The organism is Ruegeria sp. YTSA105, assembly GCF_059610225.1.
In genome coordinates, this window is record NZ_JBXWNE010000008.1 from 143,089 (window position 1) to 161,754 (window position 18,666).

Sequence of the window (18,666 nt, forward strand, 5' to 3'; positions counted from 1 at the left end):
ATGATCACGCCCACACAGAATACAGGCGCTACCGCCACACAGACCCAATCTTCGGCGCAATCTGGAACATCCGGCCTGGCCTCGGATTTTGAAACCTTCCTTCTGATGCTGACCGCCCAGGCCCGCAACCAAGACCCGCTGGAGCCGCTGGATTCATCAGAATACGCCTCGCAACTGGCTCAGTTCTCGATGGTCGAGCAGCAAGTTCAGACCAACGATCTGCTCTCAGCGCTTGCCTATTCGCTTGGCAGTGTAAACCTTGAAGAGCTTGCCAGCTGGGTCGGGATGGATGTGCGAACCGCCTCTGCCTTTCATTTCGACGGTTCACCAGAAACGCTGTATGCGCAGGCCGACCCCGGGGCGGACAGCGCCTTTATGGTGATCCGCAACGACTCGGACGAGGTCGTTGAACGCATCGCTGTTTCTACGACGGAATCCGAGTTTGTCTGGGCCGGAACCGATGACGATGCCGCCCCGTTACCGGCAGGAAATTATACCGCAACAATGGAAAGTTATGACGGCGATGAACTGCTGTCTGAACGCATCGCCTCAGCGTATAATCAGGTTCTGGAGGCGCAGGTCGGCACTGATGCAGTGTTGCTGACGCTCGCTGGCGGAGAGGTGGTGCCAGCAGGAATAGTCACTGCGGTGCGAACAGGAGCTTGATCTACGGTTAACGACAAGCGAAACCAAGGCAATGCCCGACTCGTTGACTGATTGGTGATCTCCCTGCCTCAAATACCGTCCCCACCGCGCGACCTTGTTGCTCAACTTGTCAGGCTCGGATTTGCCAGCGCTGGGGCACAGTTCGAAACTCTGTATGGTGGCAGGACAAACCGGGTGTGGAAGGTGCTGGGCGACGACAGTGATCAGGTATTGAAACTGTACCGCTCGGACCTGGAAAACCCATTGTTTCGCAACGATCCCGCATTGGAAGCCGCCTGTCTGCGGGCACTGGCTTCTTCTGGGGTTGTGCCGCGATTGCGGGCAACGGGACAACATGACAACGGATATTGGGTGTTCTACGACCACGCACAGGGCACCCCCTGGCGGTCTGACCCGGCCCCAGTGGCCCGGTTGCTGCACCGCCTGCATTCGCTCAACCTAAACATAGAGAACGCACCCACCGGTAAAAACGGTAGCGCAGATCTGGCCGAACATGGTCAAAGCATTCTGGCGATGTGCACATCGGATCGACGGGCTCAGCTGGAAAAGATGCAACCACAGCATCATATTTTGCGGTCGGATCACACTTGCCTGATTCACGGCGACCCGGTGGCGGGAAACATCCTCGTCGCATCCTCGGGGCTGACGCTGATTGACTGGCAATGCCCAGCCGTTGGTGATCCTTGCGAGGACCTTGCGCTGTTCCTGTCACCCGCCATGCAATATCTTTACAGAGGTGCGGTTTTGACCGTCGACGAGCAACAGTCCTTTCTTTCGGCCTATGACCGGCAGGAAACCGTAAACCGCTACCGGTCTTTGCGCCGCTGGTACGGGTGGAGGATGGCGGCCTACTGCCTATGGCGCACAGAACATGGGGCACCGGATTATGAACAAGGGCTCGAGCTGGAACTGGCCGCTTTGTGAGTGTCAGAGGTCGGCCAGTGCCATTAACGCATAGGCTGGCGGCATCAGCGCCCGCCGCCAGGACCCAAGTGGAAAACGCCGCGGGGGTCGGGCCATTGGCTCAGGCAATTCCGCATCCTGTCCAAGCACCATGCGACTAAGCGCCCGCCCACAATAGGTACCCATCGCGACGCCGTTTCCATGATAGGCCAGCCCAGCAAACATCCCATTCTGACCCGGAACGGGCCCTGCGAACGGCGTCAGGTCCTGGGTAAGGCACACCATCCCTGACCACATATTGGTCACGTCCACATCGGCCCATGCCGGAAACATGGCCTTGAAATCACGCTGCACCTTTTGCCGGATCGCAGCCTCGGCCTTAGGTGATGAGCGCAGGCCACCGCGCATCCCAAACAGAAACCGTCGATCCGGCATAAGACGAAAATAGTGCAGGAGATTTCGTGTATCGTAAGACATCTGATCCGAGGTCCAGCCCTGCGCCGATACCTCAGCCTCGGTCAACGGGCGGGTCACCAGAACGGTTGATTGCGCTGGCATATAGCGCCCAGACAGCCATTCAGGCATGTTTTCACTGGAATATCCGTTGGTGCATATCAGTACATTCGACGCTTTGATCCGTCCTGACGCGGTTCGAACATCAAAGCTCGCGCTGGTTTTGGTGATGTCTCTGGCCATGGTTTTCTGAAAAAATCGGACCCCAACGGAAGCGGCCGCATTTGCAATGCCGAACAGGTATTTCCGGGGGTTCAGACCAAATCCGACCGGCACGCTATAGCCCCCGAAAAAATCCCCACCCAACCCGAGCCCGGGCAGGTCGGCTGCCTCATGCAAGCAGCCCCCGTCATCCGCAGAGCGTCGCAATTTCTCCATGGCGCGGGCGGTGTGGGCCAGGGCGGTCTCGCCCTTGGAATGAACGTCCGCTTCGATCTGATGCGCCTCAAGCAGGTCGGCGACAAGATTGACCGCATCCACTTCGGCCCGGGCAAAGCTTTCGGCCCCCTCGACCCCATATCGCCGAGCCATGCCACGATCGCTCAGCTTTGACCCACCTCGGCAGCAAAACCCACCATTGCGACCCGAGGCACCCCACCCCGGCGTCTCCGCCTCGAGAACTGCGACGGATAGGCCTGCCTGCCCCAGGAAAAGCGCGGCTGTAACACCTGTGAACCCGCCGCCGATGATGGCGACATCCACGCTCAGATCATCCTGCAACACCGGCCAGTCTGGTGCTGCGATAGTTTCATCCCACCAGCACCCTGATCGCGGTCCAGATCCATAGGTATACTCAGGGAACAGACGTTTCATTCCGCACGCACTGCCGCCATCTCATCCTGTTTTTGCCGGACCATCGCGCGCTTGGTGACCAAAGATGCTGCTATGACACCGACCGTCACGACCGCAATCATGATCGTGGATAGCGCATTGATTTCAGGGCTGACGCCCAGCCGCACAGCTGAGAAAATCTTGATCGGCAGAGTCGTGGCTGACGGGCCCGATGTGAATGATGCGATCACCAGATCATCCAGCGACAGCGTAAAAGCCAATAGCCAGCCTGAAATCACCGCCGGGGCGATGATCGGCAGGGTGACAAGACGGAAGGCTTGTGCGGGTGAGCACCCAAGATCCAACGCTGCCTCTTCCAGAGACTGATCAAACGTGACCAGACGTGAGGATACAACAACCGACACGAAGCACATTGAAAAGGTCGTATGTGCCAGCACGATGGTCAAAATACCCCGGTCCAGTCCAATTCCGATGAACAGCAGCAAAAGCGACAAGCCAGTGATCACTTCGGGCATCACAAGAGGCGCATAGATCATGCCTGAAAACAGAGTCCGGCCAAAGAACCGCCCACCGCGTACCAGCACATAAGCCGCCGCCGTACCCAGAATGGTGGCTAGGGTCGACGAGAATACTGCAACCCGCAAGGTGACCCAGGCAGCATCAAGAAACGCTTCGTTCTGGACCAACTCACCATACCATTTGGTCGAAAATCCAGCCCAAACCGTGACCAGTTTGCTTTCGTTAAAAGAGAAGATGATCAAAATGAGCATCGGGATATAGAGAAACGCGAAACCAAGCGTCAACGAGACGACGTTGAACCAGCTTAACCTGTTCATTGCTCAGCCTCCGTCTGTTTCTGCTGGTTGCGCTGGAACAGCACGATGGGAATCACAAGGATCAGCAACAGCACAACTGCCACGGCACCGGCCACCGGCCAGTCGCGGTTCGAGAAGAACTCCTCCCACAACACTTTGCCGATCATCAATGTCCCGGATCCCCCGAGCAATGATGGGATCACAAATTCGCCGATCACCGGAATCATCACCAGGAAACAACCCGCGATGATACCCGGGCGTGACAAGGGGATCGTTATCAGCCAGAAGGCCTGAATACGCGAACAGCCCAAATCCTCTGCGGCCTCGATCAGCGACTCGTCCATTCGTTCAAGCGCGGAATAGATCGGCAGAATCATGAAGGGCAGATAGGTATAGACGATACCGATATAGACAGCTGTGTTGGTGTTCAGAATGGTCAGCGGGGTCGAGATGATGCCCGTCCACAGCAGCAGTTGGTTCAGGTAACCTTCGTTGCTGAGAATACCCATCCAAGCATAGACCCGGATCAGGAACGACGTCCAGAACGGCAGAATTACCAACATCATCAACGTCGGGCGCCACTCAGCCGGTGCGCGGGCCATGCCATACGCGATAGGATACCCCACCAGCAAAGTCAGTATGGTTGAAATCAACGCGATTTTGACACTGGACAGGTAAGCTTTCCAATACAGGTCATCTTCGGTTAGCCAGACGAAATTCTCAAAATCCAGCTGGCTGAAGAAATCCCTGAGCCCGGCCCAGCCCTGAGATAGATCCAGTGTCGGCGTGTAAGGCGGGATGGCCAGCTCCGTGTCCGAAAGCGAGATTTTCAGAACGATGAAAAATGGCACCAGAAACAGCGCCAAAAGCCAGACATACGGGACGGCGATCAGAAGGGCGCGGCGCATCAATCCGCCAACAGAACCGCGGCGGTGGCTGTCCAGGACAGCCAGACCGGGTCTTCCCATGTAAAGGAACGACGCGAAATGCGACGGGTATTTGCCGTCTGCGCCTTGATAATCGTGCCGTTATTCAGTTCGACGTGATAAGTGGACAGATTGCCCAGATAGGCAATGTCAAGCACCTTGCCCTGCACTGCGTTGATTGCATCCGCAGGACGATCAACCGAGATCGTCACCTTCTCGGGGCGGATCGCCAGATGACATAGCTGGCCGTTCGAAAACTCTGTGGTCGAGGACGCAGTCAAAGGTGCCTGACCTTCAGCCCAGTCAATCTGATAGGTCTCATCAGCGCTTGCCGTGGCCCTGCCCTGGATGATGTTCACATCGCCAATGAAATCGGCCACATAGACCGAACTGGGATTCTCATAAATCCGGTCGGGTGTCGCCACTTGTATCAGATTACCCTGATCCATTACCGCAACCCGGCTGGCCACGGTCATCGCCTCTTCCTGATCATGGGTCACGATCACAAAGGTGGTGCCGGTCTTTTCCTGAATATCCATCAACTCGAATTGCGTATCCTGTCGCAGTTTCTTATCCAGCGCCCCCAAAGGTTCGTCCAGCAACAGCAGCTTTGGCGCTTTGGCCAGGGATCGCGCAAGCGCCACGCGCTGACGCTGACCACCCGAGATCTGGTGCGGTTTGCGACGGGCGAATTGTTCAAGCCGGGTCAGGCGCAACATCTCTTCGACACGATCCATAAGATCATGCTTTGGCATATTGTCCCGGCGCAGACCAAAGGCGATGTTTTCCCAGATAGATAGATGCGGAAACAGCGCGTAGGATTGGAACATCATGTTCACAGCCCGTTTGTTCGGCGGAATGGGATCTATATCCTGCCCGCCCAGCAAAATATGCCCTTCGGTCGGTTTTTCAAACCCGGCCAACATTCGCATCATCGTGGTCTTGCCGCAGCCCGAGGGCCCTAGCAGAGCAAAGAATTCTTTCTCAAATATATCCAAGGACAGATTGTCGATGGCCGTGAACTCACCAAACCGTTTGGTGACATTCTGGAACTGGATCAGAGGTTTCGCCTGTGGGTCTTCCCACGGCACAAAAACAGTAGAGTTCAAAACGGCCCCCGTTCGGCAATCTGAAAAGAATGGCAGGGCGGTTGGTCCGCCCTGCTGAAACAAGCCGGATCAGGTGCCCGATTTGATCTTGGTCCACAAACGGGTCACGACCCGCTGTATCTTCGACGGGTAAGGCGTCGTGATATAGAGGTTTTGCATGGTCGCATCATCCGGATAGATGGCCGGATCACCGATCACGTCTTCCTCAAGAAATTCTTGCGAAGCCTTGTTGCCATTGGCGTAGTAAACATAGTTCGAGGCCGCAGCCATATTGTTGGCATCCAGAATGAAATTCAGGAATTTATGCGCACCCTCCGGGTTCGGAGCATCAGCCGGAATCGCCATCTGGTCGAACCACATCAACGACCCTTCAGCAAAGGGATGGTACTCAATTTCAACACCATTATCGGCTTCGGCCGCACGATCGCGGGCCTGCAGGATATCACCCGACCACCCCACGGCGACACAGATGTCGCCATTGGCCAATGCATTGATATATTCCGAGCTGTGGAACTTCTGAATGTGCGGTCGAACGCTGGTCAAGACCGCCTCGGCCTTGCCAATAACATCTTTGTCATGGCTGTCCGGGTCTTCACCCAAATATTGCAGAACCATCGGAATGATTTCTGCCGGAGCATCCAGGAAATGTACGCCGCAGGATGCAAGTTTCTCCATATTCTCGGGTTTCAGAACCAGATCCATGCTGTTCAGCGCAACATCCTCGCCCAACGCTTCCTGCACTTTTCCAACATTTACACCAAGCCCGGTTGTGCCCCACATGTAGTTGATAGAATAGGCGTTGTCCGGATCATACCCGGCAGTACGTTCCTGAATCACATCCCACAGATTGCCTGAATTCGACAGCTGTGCAGCGTCAAGCGCCTGAAAGGCTCCAGCCTGGATCTGACGCTGAAGGAAAGTACCCGAAGGCACTACCACGTCATAGCCTGATCCACCGGCCAGCATCTTGGTCTCCAATACCTCGTTGCTGTCAAAAACATCATAAATCAGAGTCAGACCGGTATCTTCCTCGAACTTTGTCAGAAGCTCTTCGTCGATATAGTCGGACCAGTTGTAAACACGCACCTCTTCAGCGAAGGCCGCCGAAGTCCCCAATGCGATGACCGCTGTCATGGTCAGCGTTTTGATTGTCATATTATTCTCCCTGCAAGTGTACGCGCTATTTTCCCGTTTTTTTGGATTTGATCAAGTTTTGCGTTTTCGCACGATCCGTCGTATGGTTTCACGAGGTCAGAAACCTGACAAGTCAACATAGCGGGAAACAGGGCAAACCACTTGGATTTGATCAAAAATAAGGCATCCAGCACTGACGGTGCGCGTGAAAAACGACCTGCGCATGAACAGGTCTATAATACCCTCAGATCACAAATCATGTACGGTGAATTGGTGCCGGGGCAACCCGTCACGATCCAGGGTCTCACTGATTCGCTGGGTGTTGGAATGACCCCTGTGCGGGAGGCTATCAGACGCCTGATATCCGATGGTGCTCTGGTGTTTCAGGGCAACCGCCGAGTGAGTGTTCCTCTTCTGACCGACGGCGACGTCGAACAGATGATTTATTCAAGAATCAAAATAGAATCAGAGCTTTCGAGGCGTGCAACTGCGAATGTGACACCTCAGGACATTGATCATCTTGAGCAGATCGACCAACGTCTGGATCGCACTATCAGCGACGGAGACGTCAGTGGCTATCTGCGCCTCAACCACCGGTTTCACGAAACGCTTTACGGCCATGCAAATGCCCCGATTCTCAATGATCTGGCCGAGCGCCTGTGGCTTAGATTCGGGCCGTCTTTGCGCGTTGTATGCGGTAGATTCGGCACTCAGAGCCTGCCGGACCGCCACAAGGATATCATTTCGGCGTTGCGCAATCAGGACGCGGATGTGGCAGCAAAAGCAACCGCACAAGATATCGAACAGGGCATGGAGCTGATGGCAGACGCCTTAGTCAACGCTTAGATCTGTCCGATTCGATTGACAGGAAAAAATTTGATCATATTGTAGCTGCCAATCGCTCTTGCAGGAGATTTTCCGATGTCGACCATCACAAACCATTTGCCCACGGCCCAGCTGCAGGCCTTGGACGCCGCCCACCACATGCACCCTTTTTCGGCCAATGGCGCCCTAGGGAAAGAAGGCGCGCGTGTGATCACCCGTGCGAAGGGCGTCTACCTTACGGACAGCGAGGGTGAAGAAATACTCGATGCAATGGCGGGCCTGTGGTGTGTCAATATCGGCTATGGTCGCGATGAACTGGCCGAGGTCGCAGCCCGCCAGATGCGCGAACTGCCGTATTACAATACCTTTTTCAAAACGACCCACGTCCCTGCCATCGCGCTGGCCGCGAAGATCGCGGAACTTGCGCCAGGCGATCTGAACCATGTGTTCTTTGCAGCCGGCGGGTCTGAGGCGAATGACACAAACATCCGTCTGGTTCGGACCTATTGGGCCGAAAAAGGCCAGCCCGACAAGAACATCATCATCAGCCGCCATAACGCCTATCATGGCTCTTCGGTCGGCTCGGCGTCGTTGGGCGGCATGGCAGGGATGCACGCGCAGGGTGGAATCCCGATCCCGAATATCCACCATATCAACCAGCCAAACTGGTGGGCCGAAGGTGGCAGCATGTCACCCGAAGAATTCGGCCTGGCCCGCGCGCGTGAGTTGGAAGAGGCGATTGAGGAACTTGGCGAAAACCGCGTCGCAGCCTTTATCGCCGAACCCGTACAGGGCGCAGGTGGCGTGATCGTTGCACCGGATACCTACTGGCCTGAAATTCAGCGCATCTGTGACAAATACGATATCCTGTTGATCGCGGATGAGGTCATCTGCGGCTTTGGCCGCACCGGCAATTGGTTCGGGTCACAAACCGTCGGCATTCGCCCCGATATCATGACCATCGCCAAAGGCCTCAGCTCGGGCTATGCGCCGATTGGCGGATCCATCGTAAGCGATGAAATCGCCGAGGTCATTGGTGGCACCGAGTTCAATCACGGCTACACCTATTCCGGCCATCCGGTCGCCGCCGCCGTGGCACTGGAAAACCTGCGCATCCTCGAAGAAGAAAAGATCGTCGAGCATGTCCGCGATGTGGCCGCGCCGTATCTGAAGGAAAAATGGGAGGCGCTGGCCGATCACCCGCTTGTGGGCGAGGCCAAGATCGTCGGCATGATGGCCTCGATTGCGTTGACCCCGGACAAGGCCAGCCGCGCCAAATTCGCCTCCGATCCGGGTACAGTCGGCTATATCTGCCGCGACCGCTGCTTTGCGAATAACCTGATCATGCGCCATGTGGGCGATCGGATGATCATCTCTCCTCCGCTGGTTCTGACACCCGCGGAAATTGATGAGATGCTCGTACGCATCCACAAATCTCTGGACGAGGCACAGGCCGAGATCATCGCACAGGGCCTGATGAAAGCGGCCTCCTGACCCGCGCAGCTTCATCTGGCTGAAAATACCTCGGGGGAGGCGCCGTCAGGCGACGGGGGCAGAGCCCCCTCCCCTACCTCAACCGCTCTAACAGCGGCGCGGACGCATAGCCGTCCGGCAAAAGCCCCTGTGCCAGTTGATAGGCCCGAACCGCCTCGGTGGTGTTCGGGCCGGTGCGCCCGTCGATCCCCTGTGTATCGAACCCGGCTTCGGTCAGCCGGAGCTGCAATTCCTTCTTCTCAGCAAAGCTCAACGCCCGATCACCCCGAGGCCACTCGGCCTGAAACGCCGCGCGGCCCGCCAGACGGTCGGACAAATGTCCAATGCCGATCACATAGGCATCTGCACCGTTGTATTGCTCGATCACGCGGAAATTTTCGAAGACCATCAATGCAACGCCTTCACCACCCGCTGGCAACAAGATCGCTGCCTGACCATGATCCGCAAGCGGCTGTCCATCCCACGCAACCACGCCCAGCGCCGCCCAGTCTGACGGCAGCAGCGTGTAATCGCGTCTCGCGGCCGCAAAATCGAACCCGGCGGGCAGCTGTACTTCAACACCCCATGGCTGTCCCTTGGTCCACCCATGACGCGCCAGATAGGCCGCTGTCGAGGCCAGCGCGTCGGTCGGGTCATCCGCCCATATATCCCGCCGCCCATCACCGTCGAAATCCACGGCGTGATCCAAAAACGAGGTCGGCATGAACTGCGTATGCCCCATTGCTCCGGCCCAACTTCCGACCATCGTTGCGGGACTGACATCGCCTGCCTGAATGATCCGCAAGGCGGCAATCAGTTGCGTTTCAAAGAACTCAGCCCGTCGGGCATCAAAGGCCAGCGTCGCAAGCGAACGGATCGTCTGATCCGACCCCCGAAATGTGCCGAAAGATGTCTCAAGCCCCCAAATCGCGGCCACAACCTCTTTTTCGACGCCATACTGCGCCTCAATCCGGGTCAGCACCGCGGCATGGCGTTCCAACCCCGCGCGACCGTCCGCGACGCGCCGATCAGAAACGGCCGCATCCAGATAGTCCCAGATGGGCTTGGTAAACTCAGCCTGATTACGATCGCGCTTGATGATGTCCTTGTCATAGGCCAGCCCCGCAAGCGCGCGGTCCAAAGTCCCGGGCAGGATGCCCTGCGCCTGTGCCCTCGCCCGAAAATCACCAAGCCACGCCTGAAACCGGGCGCTTCTTTCCTCTGACACGCGATACATTTCCTCCGATGGTCGGACGACCGGTCGGATTGAGACTGTAAGATCAGCCGATGCCAATTGTATCGGCTGTGGCCCTTCCGGGCTTTTGATGGACTCCGCCTGTACGATGGATGCCCATAATGCTGCGGTCATAACGCCGCTTACGCATCTACGCATTCCGAATTTCCTGATAACTGCTCAACCACAGGATAGCGCAAAAATGGCGAATCTCAAAGCGCTCAGCTTTCCGAGTCGCGGTCTCTCGCCTTTCGCTCGGATCGCAGCCGGTTCAGAGCTTCGCGCAGCAGAGGGACCCGGTTGGGCCGGAACGAGGCCCCGGTAATCTGCATCTCTTGCATGCGATCCAACCGAAACACGCGGAAATCCTGCCGCAACAGACACCAGCTGATCAGCACGCTGGCGCGGTCCATGTAAACGATGCTCAACGGATTTACGCGGCGATGGGTCTCATCGCCTTTGGCATCCCAATAGGAAAATTCGATCGTCTGTTCGTCCCAGGTGGCCCGCCGCAGTTCAGCGACATCCACCGTTGGTTTCGCCGGCCGGTCAAACCGTGTGGCGGTCAGCACCGCATGGCTGAGGCGCTGAGACTGGCGCGGTGGCAAACGACCCTGCAGCTTGCGTAGGACTTCGCTGGCAGCCTCTGAGAGGCCGGGATCACCAATGGATTGTACCTCGCGCAGGCCAAGCACCAGGGCCTCAAGCTCATCATCGGTGAAGCCAAGCGGTGGCAGGGTGGCGTCCTCGATCAGGGTGAACCCGAACCCCGCCTCTCCGTCGATCACGGCGCCGAGGCTGCGCAATGAATCGATGTCTCGGTGAATCGTGCGCGGCGAAACGCCCAGATCCTGAGCCAGCTCAATCGACGTTCTTGGCGACGGGCCAGAGCGCAAGGATTGCATTAATTGGAACAAACGGGCGGTGCGGGTCATAATGCAGGTTACTTTATCTCTAATGACAGAAATTGTCATTAGGCCGGCGTACTCATCACATATCCCCATGATGGAGCCCAAGATGCTGACCCTTTTGACCTACCCCTCCGCCTTTGGCCTGTTCAGCGCCAGCCCGTTTTGCGTGAAAACCGCACTAATGCTACAAACATCGGGCCAGCACTGGCAGCGATCTGACCTCCTTGATCCGCGCAAGATGCCGCATCAGAAGCTGCCGGTTCTGCGCACGCCCCAGCGTCTGATCCCCGACAGCGACCTGATCCGCGACTGGCTTGAGGCGCAAGGTAGTGATTTTGATCACGGGCTGAGCGATCTGCAAAAAGCTCAATCTCGTGCTCTGATCCGCCTGACCGAAGAGCATCTGTATTTTCAGATCGTTCAGGACCGTTGGGCGAATGACGAAGTCTGGCCAACCCTGTACAAGACCTTTTTCGCAGGCATCCCCGCCCTGATCCGCAAACCGGTTGCCAATTCTATCCGCAAGAACGTTGTTAAAGGATTGGGGTTTCAGGGCGTCTCTCGATTCTCAGATGCGGAACGTCAGGACAGGCTGGAACGCGATCTTGAGGCGATCTCGGCCTATCTGTGGCAGTCGACTTATCTGATGGGAGAAACCCCGACCTCAGTGGATATGAGTGTGGCCCCGATGCTTGCCGCGATGCGCGCGACGCCGGCCAATACACCGCTGACCCAGCGGATCAAACAGGATAAGCTGTTGAGCGACTACATAGACCGGATGGAGCAGGCGATACCGCTGTCATGACACAATTTGACGATCCCGCAGTGGCAGCGGCCTATCAAGCCCTGCCCGAAGGCACACGTGTCGGGGCGCTTGCGCTGCGTCAGTTGATCCTGGAAACCGCCACTTCGTTGCCCCGCGCGCAGCCGTTGCAAGAGGCATTGCGCTGGGGGCAGCCCGCCTATCTGGCGCCCAAGGGATCCACGATCCGATTGGGCGGGCACAAAGCAGCCCGCTTTGCCCTGTTCGTGCATTGTCAAAGCCGGTTGATGGGCGATTTCACCTCGGCCTTTCCGGGCGAAGATCGGATAGACGGCAACCGCGCTGTTCTGTTTGATGACCCGGGTCAGATCGACGCCACCCGCCATGGCTGGCTGATCGCCCGCGCGTTGACCTATCACCTTCCCGGAAAAGGCTAACTTACATTCGCCTTGTTCCCGAGATGCGAAATCACTTCTGACGGCGTTTGCGTTCCACCTTGCGTTTGATCTTGTCCTTCTTGCGCTTGGTGCTGACCGCCTTGCGTCGCGTTGGGCGCTTGGATGCTCCTCCGCGCCCCGTCGGCAGGGCCTGATCGTCGATCGACAACAGCTCCAACTCCAGCCCGCCCGTCACAGGTGTCGCCTCGGTCAGACGCACGGTGACGCGTTGGCCGATGGCTATGATCAGCCCGGTGTCCGACCCCATCAGGGTTCCGGCCTCGCGGTCGAAATGAAAGAACTCGCGCCCCAAAGACCGCACCGGTACTAGACCATCCGCTCCGGTCTCGTCCATCTTCACAAAGGCGCCGAACCGGGCGATGCCACTGATCCGACCGGTGAACTCATTGCCCACCCGCTCGCTAAGAAAGGCGGCCAAATAGCGATCGGTCGTATCGCGCTCGGCCATCATCGAGCGGCGCTCGGTATCCGAGATATGGGTGGCGGTGTCCTCCAATCGGGCGATCTCATCCTCGGTCAGCCCATCTTTGCCCCAACCATGAGCCGTGATTAACGCACGGTGAACGATCAGGTCGGCATAGCGGCGGATGGGTGAGGTAAAATGGGCATAGTTCTGCAGAGCCAGTCCGAAATGGCCAAAATTTTCAGGGTTGTAATAGGCCTGCGTCATAGACCGCAAAGTCGATAGATTGATCAGTTCTGCGTCTTCAGTTCCAGCGGCAGCATTCAATAAAGCATTCAGATGCCGGGTCTGCAGCACCTGCCCCTTGGCCAGATTCAGCCCCGCCGCTTGCGCCGTTTCCCGCAAGCTTTCCAGCTTTTCCGGCGCGGGTTCTTCGTGCACGCGGAACAATAGCGGGCGTTGTTTGGCGATTAGCGTTTCGGCGGCTGCAACATTGGCGAGGATCATGAATTCCTCGATTAACTTATGCGCATCTAGCCGGTCGCGGAAGGCGACGCTGGTAACCTCTCCGGTATCGCTCAGAACGATCTTGCGTTCAGGCAGATCCAGTTCCAATGGCTGGCGCACCGCGCGCGCCTTTTTCAGCGCGGCATAGGCGCCATAGAGCGGTTTCAGAACCGTCTCCAACAGCGGCCCGGTGCGGTCGTTCGGGTTGCCATCGATGGCCTCTTGCACCTCGCCATAGTGCAGCGAGGCGGCAGACCGCATCAAACCACGCACAAAGCGGTGGTCGATCTTGTTGCCGTCCGCGTCAATCTGCATCCGAACAGCGATACAGGCGCGGGGGACACCCTCGTGCAAAGAACAGAGGTCACCCGACAAACGATCCGGCAGCATCGGAACCACGCGGTCAGGAAAATAGCTGGAATTGCCGCGTTTGCGCGCCTCGCGGTCCAGCGCTGTACCGGGCTGCACATAGGCGGCGACATCCGCGATGGCGACCCAGATCACATGTCCCCCTTTATTCTTCGGGTCATCATCTTCATGCGCGTAACACGCATCGTCGTGGTCGCGCGCATCCGACGGGTCGATGGTCAGCAAGGGTATGTCCCGCAGGTCGTCGCGCCCTTTCAGACCAACGGGTTTGGCCTTGTCAGCCTCTTCAATCACCTTGTCCGGAAAGTCATCCGGGATACCGTGTTGGTGAATGGCGATCAACGAGACGGCCTTGGGTGCCGACGGATCACCCAGCCGCTCGACAATACGCGCACGCGGCAGGCCCATGCGGTTTTTCGGTCCTGCTTGTTCCGCCTCGACCAGTTCGCCAACCTTCGCGCCGTGAACCGCTCCGTCAGAAACCAGCCACTCGTTCTGGCCGGCCTTGTCGATTGGTACAATCCGGCCACCTTCTGCGCTTTTCCGGAAGATACCAACAATCTTACGCGGGTTGGTCCCGATGCGACGGATCAGGCGCGCCTCATAATTGTGGTCTTCCTCGTGGACCACTGTCAGGCGCGCCAGAATGCGGTCGCCCTCGCCCAGCGCCGGATCACTGGCCCGCGCAACCATCAGCACAATGGGTTCAACACCTTCGCCATGCCATTCCAACGGTCTCGCGAACAGGTCACCATCGGCATTCGGAGCCTTCACCTGCAACACACTGACCGGCGGCAGGCGGTCGGGGTCACGATAACTACGATTGCGCTTTTCCAGATGCCCTTCGGCCTCAAGCTCTTTCAGAATACGCTTCAGATCAATCCGATCCGCGCCCTTGATGCCAAAGGCTTTGGCGATATCGCGTTTCGAGGTCAGGGTGGGGTTTGCCGAGATCCAGTCGAGGACCTCTTGCTTGGTCGGAATACGTGTCATGAGATCGGCCTAACACGGAGATGCGGCGGCGTCATGACCAAAAAGGGTCAGCCTCGCAGATCGGCAACCGTATCGACATCGCGCAGCTGATCCAGCATCGCCACCCGGCATCCGGGGATCGAGGCCAGCGTGTCGGCCAGCGCATGTTCCGTAGACCAGCGCACGTTTTGAAACAAGCCGTGCGGCAAGGCACCAACGCGCTGCGCCCCGACCAGCCAATATCCGCCATCCGGGGCCGGACCAAACACCATCTGGTTGCGCCCCAATGCCCGGAACGCGCGCGCGATATGCCCCCGTGTAACCCCCGGGATATCCGCACCGATCAGACAGACTGGCCCTGTTGGCATTTCCCGCAGCATCCGCCCCATACGATCGCCCAGATCCCCAGACCCCTGTGGCGCACGTGGCAGATCAGCGGGCCAGATGCGGCTGTTCAGCCCTTCGCAGTCCGGCGAGACCGCCAGCACGATCTGCCAGCGCGGATCGCGCAGGCGCCGGATCAGCGACCGGGTCTGATGCCGAAACCACCACGCCGCACCGACCATACCGATATCGCGCCCCAACCGGGTTTTGACACGGCCCGGGCGCGGTTCTTTCACCATGATCACCAGCGTGCGCTGCATGAATCAGGAAAAATAGTCGGTCAGGATACGGGTATAGACCGCCTTGAGCTGTTCGATCTGTGCCACCTCAACGCATTCATCCACCTGATGCATGGTTTTGCCGACCAAACCAAATTCGACCACCGGGCAGTGATCCTTGACGAAACGCGCGTCCGAAGTACCCCCGGTTGTCGACATCTCGGGCGTGACCCCGGTTTCAGCCGCAACCGATTTGGCCACCAATTCCGACAGAGGGCCAGGAGGGGTCAGAAAGCTTTCGCCCGATATCTTGATACGCACATCAACATCAACGCCAAACGCGGCGGCTACATCGCGCGCCTGCGCTTGCAGCCAATCGCTGAGGCTGGCGCCGGAATGCAGATCGTTGAACCGGATGTTCACGGTCCCGCTGCACTGTGCCGGGATGACATTTGTGGCGGAATTACCCGTGTCGATCGCCACAACCGCCAGCGTCGAGGCGTCAAAATGATCAGATCCCCGGTCCAACTCGTGACTGGCCAGCCTGTCCATCAGCCGGGCCATGGCGGGCAGTGGGTTCTTTGCCCGGTGCGGATAGGCCGAATGGCCCTGCACACCTGTTACGGTGAACCAGGCGGTCATCGAGCCGCGACGGCCAATCTTCATCATTTCACCCATCCTGTTCGGGCAGGTGGGTTCACCGACCAGGCAGACGCTCATCCGCTCGCCGCATTGATCCATATGGTCAAGCAGGGCGGTGGTGCCATGCAGCGCATCAGCCTCTTCGTCACCCGTGATCGTCAGGATGATCGCCCCGTCGGGTGGCGTGTCGCGTACAAAATCCACTGCCGCCGCTGCAAAGGCCGCCACACCCGATTTCATGTCAGTGGTCCCGCGCCCATACATGAACCCTTCCCGGATTTCTGCCCCGAAAGGCGGTGTGGTCCAAGCGGCCTCGTCGCCCACTGGAACAACATCGGTGTGACCGTTGAAACCAAAGCTTCGGGCGTGACCTTTTGCACCCCATCGCGCAAACAGATTGCTGATGCCGGCGCGATCAACACGGGTACAATCAAACCCCGCCTGTGACAGGACATCCTGCAGCAGGACAAGGGCACCACCTTCTTCAGGTGTGACCGATGGGCAACGGATCAGGTCGGCCGTCAACGCAATCGGATCTGTCATGGTGGGCCCTTTCCATAAAATTTCTTTCAGGTTCGTGCACAGATTCAACGAATTGGCCCGATTGCCAACCCCAACAGGCCAGAAACCGCGGGCTTTTTCCACCTTGTATCGAACTGACACCCCCGGAAAACATGGGGCCTTACGCTGCGATTGCCTTGTCTGCCGGTTCGAATATGCGCTAGTGGGCCGCGAAACAGGTGATTTTACGATGACACGTGCTCTTTTCGCATTGATCTGCCTGACTTTCGCCGTTCTCGGCCAGCAAAGCCAGGCCCAGACGCTGACGGTTTCGACCGTGACACGGCCTCCGTTTTCTTTTGTCGAAGATGGAGCCCAAACCGGATTCTCGATGGACCTGCTTGAGGCGTTGGCTGAATCCCTGAATTGGGACTATTCCATCCAACGTTCCGACGCCTTTGGCGACATGCTGGGCGCAGTGCAGAACAGATCCGCAGATCTGGCCATCGCCAATATCTCGATCACTGCCTCGCGAGAAACGCAGATGGACTTCAGCCAGCCGATTTTCGAGGCTGGTTTGCAGATCATGGTGCCATCGGACGCGGTGCGCCGCCCGTCACTGCTACATGCGTTACTGTCGCGCGAATTGTTCATTGCTATCGGGCTCGCCTTTGCCATCCTTCTTGGCGGCGGCATGCTGATGTGGGTGTTCGAGCGCCGCTCGCAGCCCTATTTCGACCGCAAGCTTGACGAGGCCTGGTTCCCCTCATTCTGGTGGGCCTTGAACCTGGTGGTCAATGGCGGGTTTGAGGAACGAATGCCGCGCACGCCATTTGGTCGAATTCTGGGTGTAGTGCTGGTTGTATCTTCGCTGTTTATCGTCTCGGTCTTCACTGCGCGGATCACCTCGGTCATGACAGTGGATGCAATCAGTGGCAGCGTGAATTCGATAAATGACCTTTACGGCAAAGAGGTCGGAACAATCTCGAATTCAACCGCTGCTAACTTTCTGAACCGCCGCGAGATCGAGTTTACCAACTATGATGGGCTCGACCCCATGCTTGAAGCTTTTCGCAACGAGGAACTGGACGCCATCGTGTTCGACGCGCCGATCCTGTCCTATTTCGCCGCCCATGAAGGCCGCCGGATTGCCTCGATGACAGGCGGTATATTCCTGCGCGAGAATTACGGCATTGCCTTCCCCACCGGGTCCCCCCTGGTCGAAGACGTCAACCAGGCGCTGCTGGCGCTGCGCGAAGACGGCACCTATGACGAGATTTATCGCAAGTGGTTTGGGGCGCGGAACTAAGCCGTCTCTTCATCCCCGAAAAACGGGGTCATCTGCGCCACGATCACTGCATTTTCATCCAGCGCGCGCTGCATCAGGGCCCGTTCATCCGGGTCGATCTCGTGACCTTGCGCTTCACGTTCAGCCAAAGTGCCATAGCCTGTGACATCCAAAGGCGCGGTATCTGCCTGTTTCAGGATCGCCACCGTTTCGCGCACGGCCTCGGCCTCGTCGACGCCGCTGGCAAAACACATCAATGCTGCCCCCGTTGCGCCGTCGGGCAGGCCATCGCCATCCTTGCGACCGATCTGCACAAGCAGGGTATAGACCTGCTGACGCGAAGGTTTCTTTTGCTTTTCCATGCAAGGGGCCATAGCCGCGCACCTGCCTGCGGTCAAGCAGCCGGGGAATTGCAGTGGATCGCCTGTGCCGCCATAGTGCCCGCAGTAACCTGACACCGATCACAAAAGGACGTTGCCATGACTTATCCGGATTTCATCACAGGATTCCCAAGCCTCGACGTGCCCTTCCCCGAAGATGTGGTGCAAACGGCCGTGATCAGATCAGACGCGGGGCTGGTGGCGTTTTTTACCTTTCTTCAGGATTTCGAACTGCCCCTTCATTCCCATCTGGCACAATGGGGAACTGTGGTCGAAGGTGAGATTGAGCTGACCATTGGCGATGAAACCAAGAGATATGGCCCCGGTGACAGCTATTCGATCCCCGCAGGAGTGGAGCATGGCGGCAAGATCAAAGCCGGGTCGCGCGTCATTGATGTGTTCGAAGAACCGGACCGCTATCCGGTCAAAGGGTAAGCGATAACAAAAAAAGGGCCGCAGCGGATCGCGCTGCAGCCCACT

At 57.8% G+C, this 18,666-nt stretch carries 19 protein-coding genes; 8 read left to right on the plus strand and 11 right to left on the minus strand.

Features of this window, described 5'->3' with window-relative positions; all coding sequences use genetic code 11:
• Both AC2FH2_RS12225 and AC2FH2_RS12230 read left to right on the plus strand, forming a co-directional pair.
• A complete protein-coding gene (locus AC2FH2_RS12225) occupies nt 1–666 on the plus strand; it encodes a flagellar hook capping FlgD N-terminal domain-containing protein (protein WP_496677849.1) in 666 nt (221 codons plus the stop codon).
• A 54-nt stretch (nt 667–720) separates the two neighbouring features.
• Entirely contained in the window at nt 721–1,590 is an 870-nt protein-coding gene (locus AC2FH2_RS12230) for a phosphotransferase family protein (protein ID WP_496713339.1), read from the plus strand.
• A gap of 3 nt (nt 1,591–1,593) precedes the next feature.
• On the opposite strand, the gene AC2FH2_RS12235 is transcribed toward AC2FH2_RS12230, so the two are convergent.
• The 5 genes from AC2FH2_RS12235 to AC2FH2_RS12255 all read right to left on the minus strand — a co-directional run bounded on the left by AC2FH2_RS12235 (nt 1,594) and on the right by AC2FH2_RS12255 (nt 6,879).
• Nucleotides 1,594–2,895, minus strand: coding sequence for an NAD(P)/FAD-dependent oxidoreductase (locus tag AC2FH2_RS12235; RefSeq protein ID WP_496689951.1), 1,302 nt, complete (start codon nt 2,893–2,895; stop codon nt 1,594–1,596).
• Nucleotides 2,892–3,710 carry an ABC transporter permease gene (locus tag AC2FH2_RS12240; protein ID WP_142637169.1) on the minus strand — a complete coding sequence of 273 codons (819 nt, stop codon included), beginning with the start codon at nt 3,708–3,710 and terminating at the stop codon, nt 2,892–2,894. The genes AC2FH2_RS12235 and AC2FH2_RS12240 overlap by 4 nt, the downstream gene beginning before the upstream one ends.
• Entirely contained in the window at nt 3,707–4,597 is an 891-nt protein-coding gene (locus AC2FH2_RS12245) for an ABC transporter permease subunit (RefSeq protein ID WP_142637171.1), read from the minus strand. The genes AC2FH2_RS12240 and AC2FH2_RS12245 overlap by 4 nt, the downstream gene beginning before the upstream one ends.
• A complete protein-coding gene (locus tag AC2FH2_RS12250) occupies nt 4,597–5,724 on the minus strand; it encodes an ABC transporter ATP-binding protein (RefSeq protein ID WP_142637173.1) in 1,128 nt (375 codons plus the stop codon). The genes AC2FH2_RS12245 and AC2FH2_RS12250 overlap by 1 nt, the downstream gene beginning before the upstream one ends.
• Before the next feature lie 69 nt (nt 5,725–5,793).
• On the minus strand, nt 5,794–6,879 hold the full coding sequence (locus AC2FH2_RS12255; RefSeq protein WP_142637176.1) for a polyamine ABC transporter substrate-binding protein: 1,086 nt from the start codon (nt 6,877–6,879) through the stop codon (nt 5,794–5,796).
• A 141-nt stretch (nt 6,880–7,020) separates the two neighbouring features.
• Here AC2FH2_RS12255 and AC2FH2_RS12260 point away from each other — a divergent pair, with 141 nt between their 5' ends.
• Nucleotides 7,021–7,704 (plus strand): GntR family transcriptional regulator, encoded by a 684-nt coding sequence (locus AC2FH2_RS12260; RefSeq protein ID WP_496823735.1) that lies wholly within the window; start codon nt 7,021–7,023, stop codon nt 7,702–7,704.
• Nucleotides 7,705–7,779: 75 nt separating this feature from the next.
• Nucleotides 7,780–9,177, plus strand: coding sequence for an aspartate aminotransferase family protein (locus tag AC2FH2_RS12265; protein ID WP_281995446.1), 1,398 nt, complete (start codon nt 7,780–7,782; stop codon nt 9,175–9,177).
• Nucleotides 9,178–9,250: 73 nt separating this feature from the next.
• On the opposite strand, the gene AC2FH2_RS12270 is transcribed toward AC2FH2_RS12265, so the two are convergent.
• Together AC2FH2_RS12270 and AC2FH2_RS12275 are read right to left on the minus strand one after the other, a co-directional pair.
• Nucleotides 9,251–10,549 (minus strand): lytic murein transglycosylase, encoded by a 1,299-nt coding sequence (locus AC2FH2_RS12270; RefSeq protein ID WP_496823737.1) that lies wholly within the window; start codon nt 10,547–10,549, stop codon nt 9,251–9,253.
• A 62-nt stretch (nt 10,550–10,611) separates the two neighbouring features.
• Entirely contained in the window at nt 10,612–11,325 is a 714-nt protein-coding gene (locus AC2FH2_RS12275; protein WP_496823739.1) for a helix-turn-helix transcriptional regulator, read from the minus strand.
• Between the two features lie 67 nt (nt 11,326–11,392).
• On the opposite strand from AC2FH2_RS12275, the gene AC2FH2_RS12280 reads away from it, so the two are divergent.
• Both AC2FH2_RS12280 and AC2FH2_RS12285 read left to right on the plus strand, forming a co-directional pair.
• Nucleotides 11,393–12,106 carry a glutathione S-transferase family protein gene (locus tag AC2FH2_RS12280; protein ID WP_496823741.1) on the plus strand — a complete coding sequence of 238 codons (714 nt, stop codon included), beginning with the start codon at nt 11,393–11,395 and terminating at the stop codon, nt 12,104–12,106.
• A complete protein-coding gene (locus tag AC2FH2_RS12285) occupies nt 12,103–12,501 on the plus strand; it encodes a DUF1801 domain-containing protein (protein ID WP_496689955.1) in 399 nt (132 codons plus the stop codon). The genes AC2FH2_RS12280 and AC2FH2_RS12285 overlap by 4 nt, the downstream gene beginning before the upstream one ends.
• A 31-nt stretch (nt 12,502–12,532) precedes the next feature.
• Here the strand turns inward: AC2FH2_RS12285 and rnr are convergent, their stop codons facing one another.
• The 3 genes from rnr to dapE are packed head-to-tail and all read right to left on the minus strand — an operon-like array spanning nt 12,533 to nt 16,560.
• The gene (gene rnr / locus AC2FH2_RS12290; protein WP_496823743.1) at nt 12,533–14,794 is read right to left on the minus strand and encodes a ribonuclease R; all 2,262 of its coding nucleotides are present in this window, start codon (nt 14,792–14,794) and stop codon (nt 12,533–12,535) included.
• A 47-nt stretch (nt 14,795–14,841) separates the two neighbouring features.
• Entirely contained in the window at nt 14,842–15,417 is a 576-nt protein-coding gene (locus AC2FH2_RS12295; RefSeq protein WP_496823745.1) for a TIGR04282 family arsenosugar biosynthesis glycosyltransferase, read from the minus strand.
• A gap of 3 nt (nt 15,418–15,420) precedes the next feature.
• Nucleotides 15,421–16,560: a succinyl-diaminopimelate desuccinylase gene (gene dapE, locus AC2FH2_RS12300; protein WP_496823747.1), complete on the minus strand. Its 1,140-nt coding sequence runs from the start codon at nt 16,558–16,560 to the stop codon at nt 15,421–15,423.
• A gap of 208 nt (nt 16,561–16,768) precedes the next feature.
• Between dapE and AC2FH2_RS12305 the strand changes: the two genes are divergently transcribed.
• Entirely contained in the window at nt 16,769–17,827 is a 1,059-nt protein-coding gene (locus tag AC2FH2_RS12305) for a transporter substrate-binding domain-containing protein (RefSeq protein ID WP_142637194.1), read from the plus strand.
• Here the strand turns inward: AC2FH2_RS12305 and AC2FH2_RS12310 are convergent.
• Nucleotides 17,824–18,168: a DUF8846 family protein gene (locus tag AC2FH2_RS12310; RefSeq protein ID WP_039539567.1), complete on the minus strand. Its 345-nt coding sequence runs from the start codon at nt 18,166–18,168 to the stop codon at nt 17,824–17,826. The genes AC2FH2_RS12305 and AC2FH2_RS12310 overlap by 4 nt on opposite strands.
• Nucleotides 18,169–18,285: 117 nt before the next feature.
• Between AC2FH2_RS12310 and AC2FH2_RS12315 the strand changes: the two genes are divergently transcribed.
• A complete protein-coding gene (locus tag AC2FH2_RS12315; protein WP_271949580.1) occupies nt 18,286–18,621 on the plus strand; it encodes a cupin domain-containing protein in 336 nt (111 codons plus the stop codon).
• Nucleotides 18,622–18,666 lie beyond the last annotated feature (45 nt).

Bases quoted from the DNA above. Each gene is read 5' to 3' on its own strand.
- AC2FH2_RS12310 (WP_039539567.1), bottom strand. From the start codon at position 18,168: ATGGAAAAGCAAAAGAAACCTTCGCGTCAGCAGGTCTATACCCTGCTT.
- AC2FH2_RS12305 (WP_142637194.1), top strand. From the start codon at position 16,769: ATGACACGTGCTCTTTTCGCATTGATCTGCCTGACTTTCGCCGTTCTC.
- AC2FH2_RS12240 (WP_142637169.1), bottom strand. From the start codon at position 3,710: ATGAACAGGTTAAGCTGGTTCAACGTCGTCTCGTTGACGCTTGGTTTC.
- dapE (WP_496823747.1), bottom strand. From the start codon at position 16,560: ATGACAGATCCGATTGCGTTGACGGCCGACCTGATCCGTTGCCCATCG.
- AC2FH2_RS12225 (WP_496677849.1), top strand. From the start codon at position 1: ATGATCACGCCCACACAGAATACAGGCGCTACCGCCACACAGACCCAA.
- AC2FH2_RS12275 (WP_496823739.1), bottom strand. From the start codon at position 11,325: ATGACCCGCACCGCCCGTTTGTTCCAATTAATGCAATCCTTGCGCTCT.
- AC2FH2_RS12315 (WP_271949580.1), top strand. From the start codon at position 18,286: ATGACTTATCCGGATTTCATCACAGGATTCCCAAGCCTCGACGTGCCC.
- AC2FH2_RS12235 (WP_496689951.1), bottom strand. From the start codon at position 2,895: ATGAAACGTCTGTTCCCTGAGTATACCTATGGATCTGGACCGCGATCA.
- AC2FH2_RS12280 (WP_496823741.1), top strand. From the start codon at position 11,393: ATGATGGAGCCCAAGATGCTGACCCTTTTGACCTACCCCTCCGCCTTT.
- AC2FH2_RS12265 (WP_281995446.1), top strand. From the start codon at position 7,780: ATGTCGACCATCACAAACCATTTGCCCACGGCCCAGCTGCAGGCCTTG.
- rnr (WP_496823743.1), bottom strand. From the start codon at position 14,794: ATGACACGTATTCCGACCAAGCAAGAGGTCCTCGACTGGATCTCGGCA.
- AC2FH2_RS12270 (WP_496823737.1), bottom strand. From the start codon at position 10,549: ATGCGTAGATGCGTAAGCGGCGTTATGACCGCAGCATTATGGGCATCC.
- AC2FH2_RS12285 (WP_496689955.1), top strand. From the start codon at position 12,103: ATGACACAATTTGACGATCCCGCAGTGGCAGCGGCCTATCAAGCCCTG.
- AC2FH2_RS12295 (WP_496823745.1), bottom strand. From the start codon at position 15,417: ATGCAGCGCACGCTGGTGATCATGGTGAAAGAACCGCGCCCGGGCCGT.
- AC2FH2_RS12245 (WP_142637171.1), bottom strand. From the start codon at position 4,597: ATGCGCCGCGCCCTTCTGATCGCCGTCCCGTATGTCTGGCTTTTGGCG.
- AC2FH2_RS12255 (WP_142637176.1), bottom strand. From the start codon at position 6,879: ATGACAATCAAAACGCTGACCATGACAGCGGTCATCGCATTGGGGACT.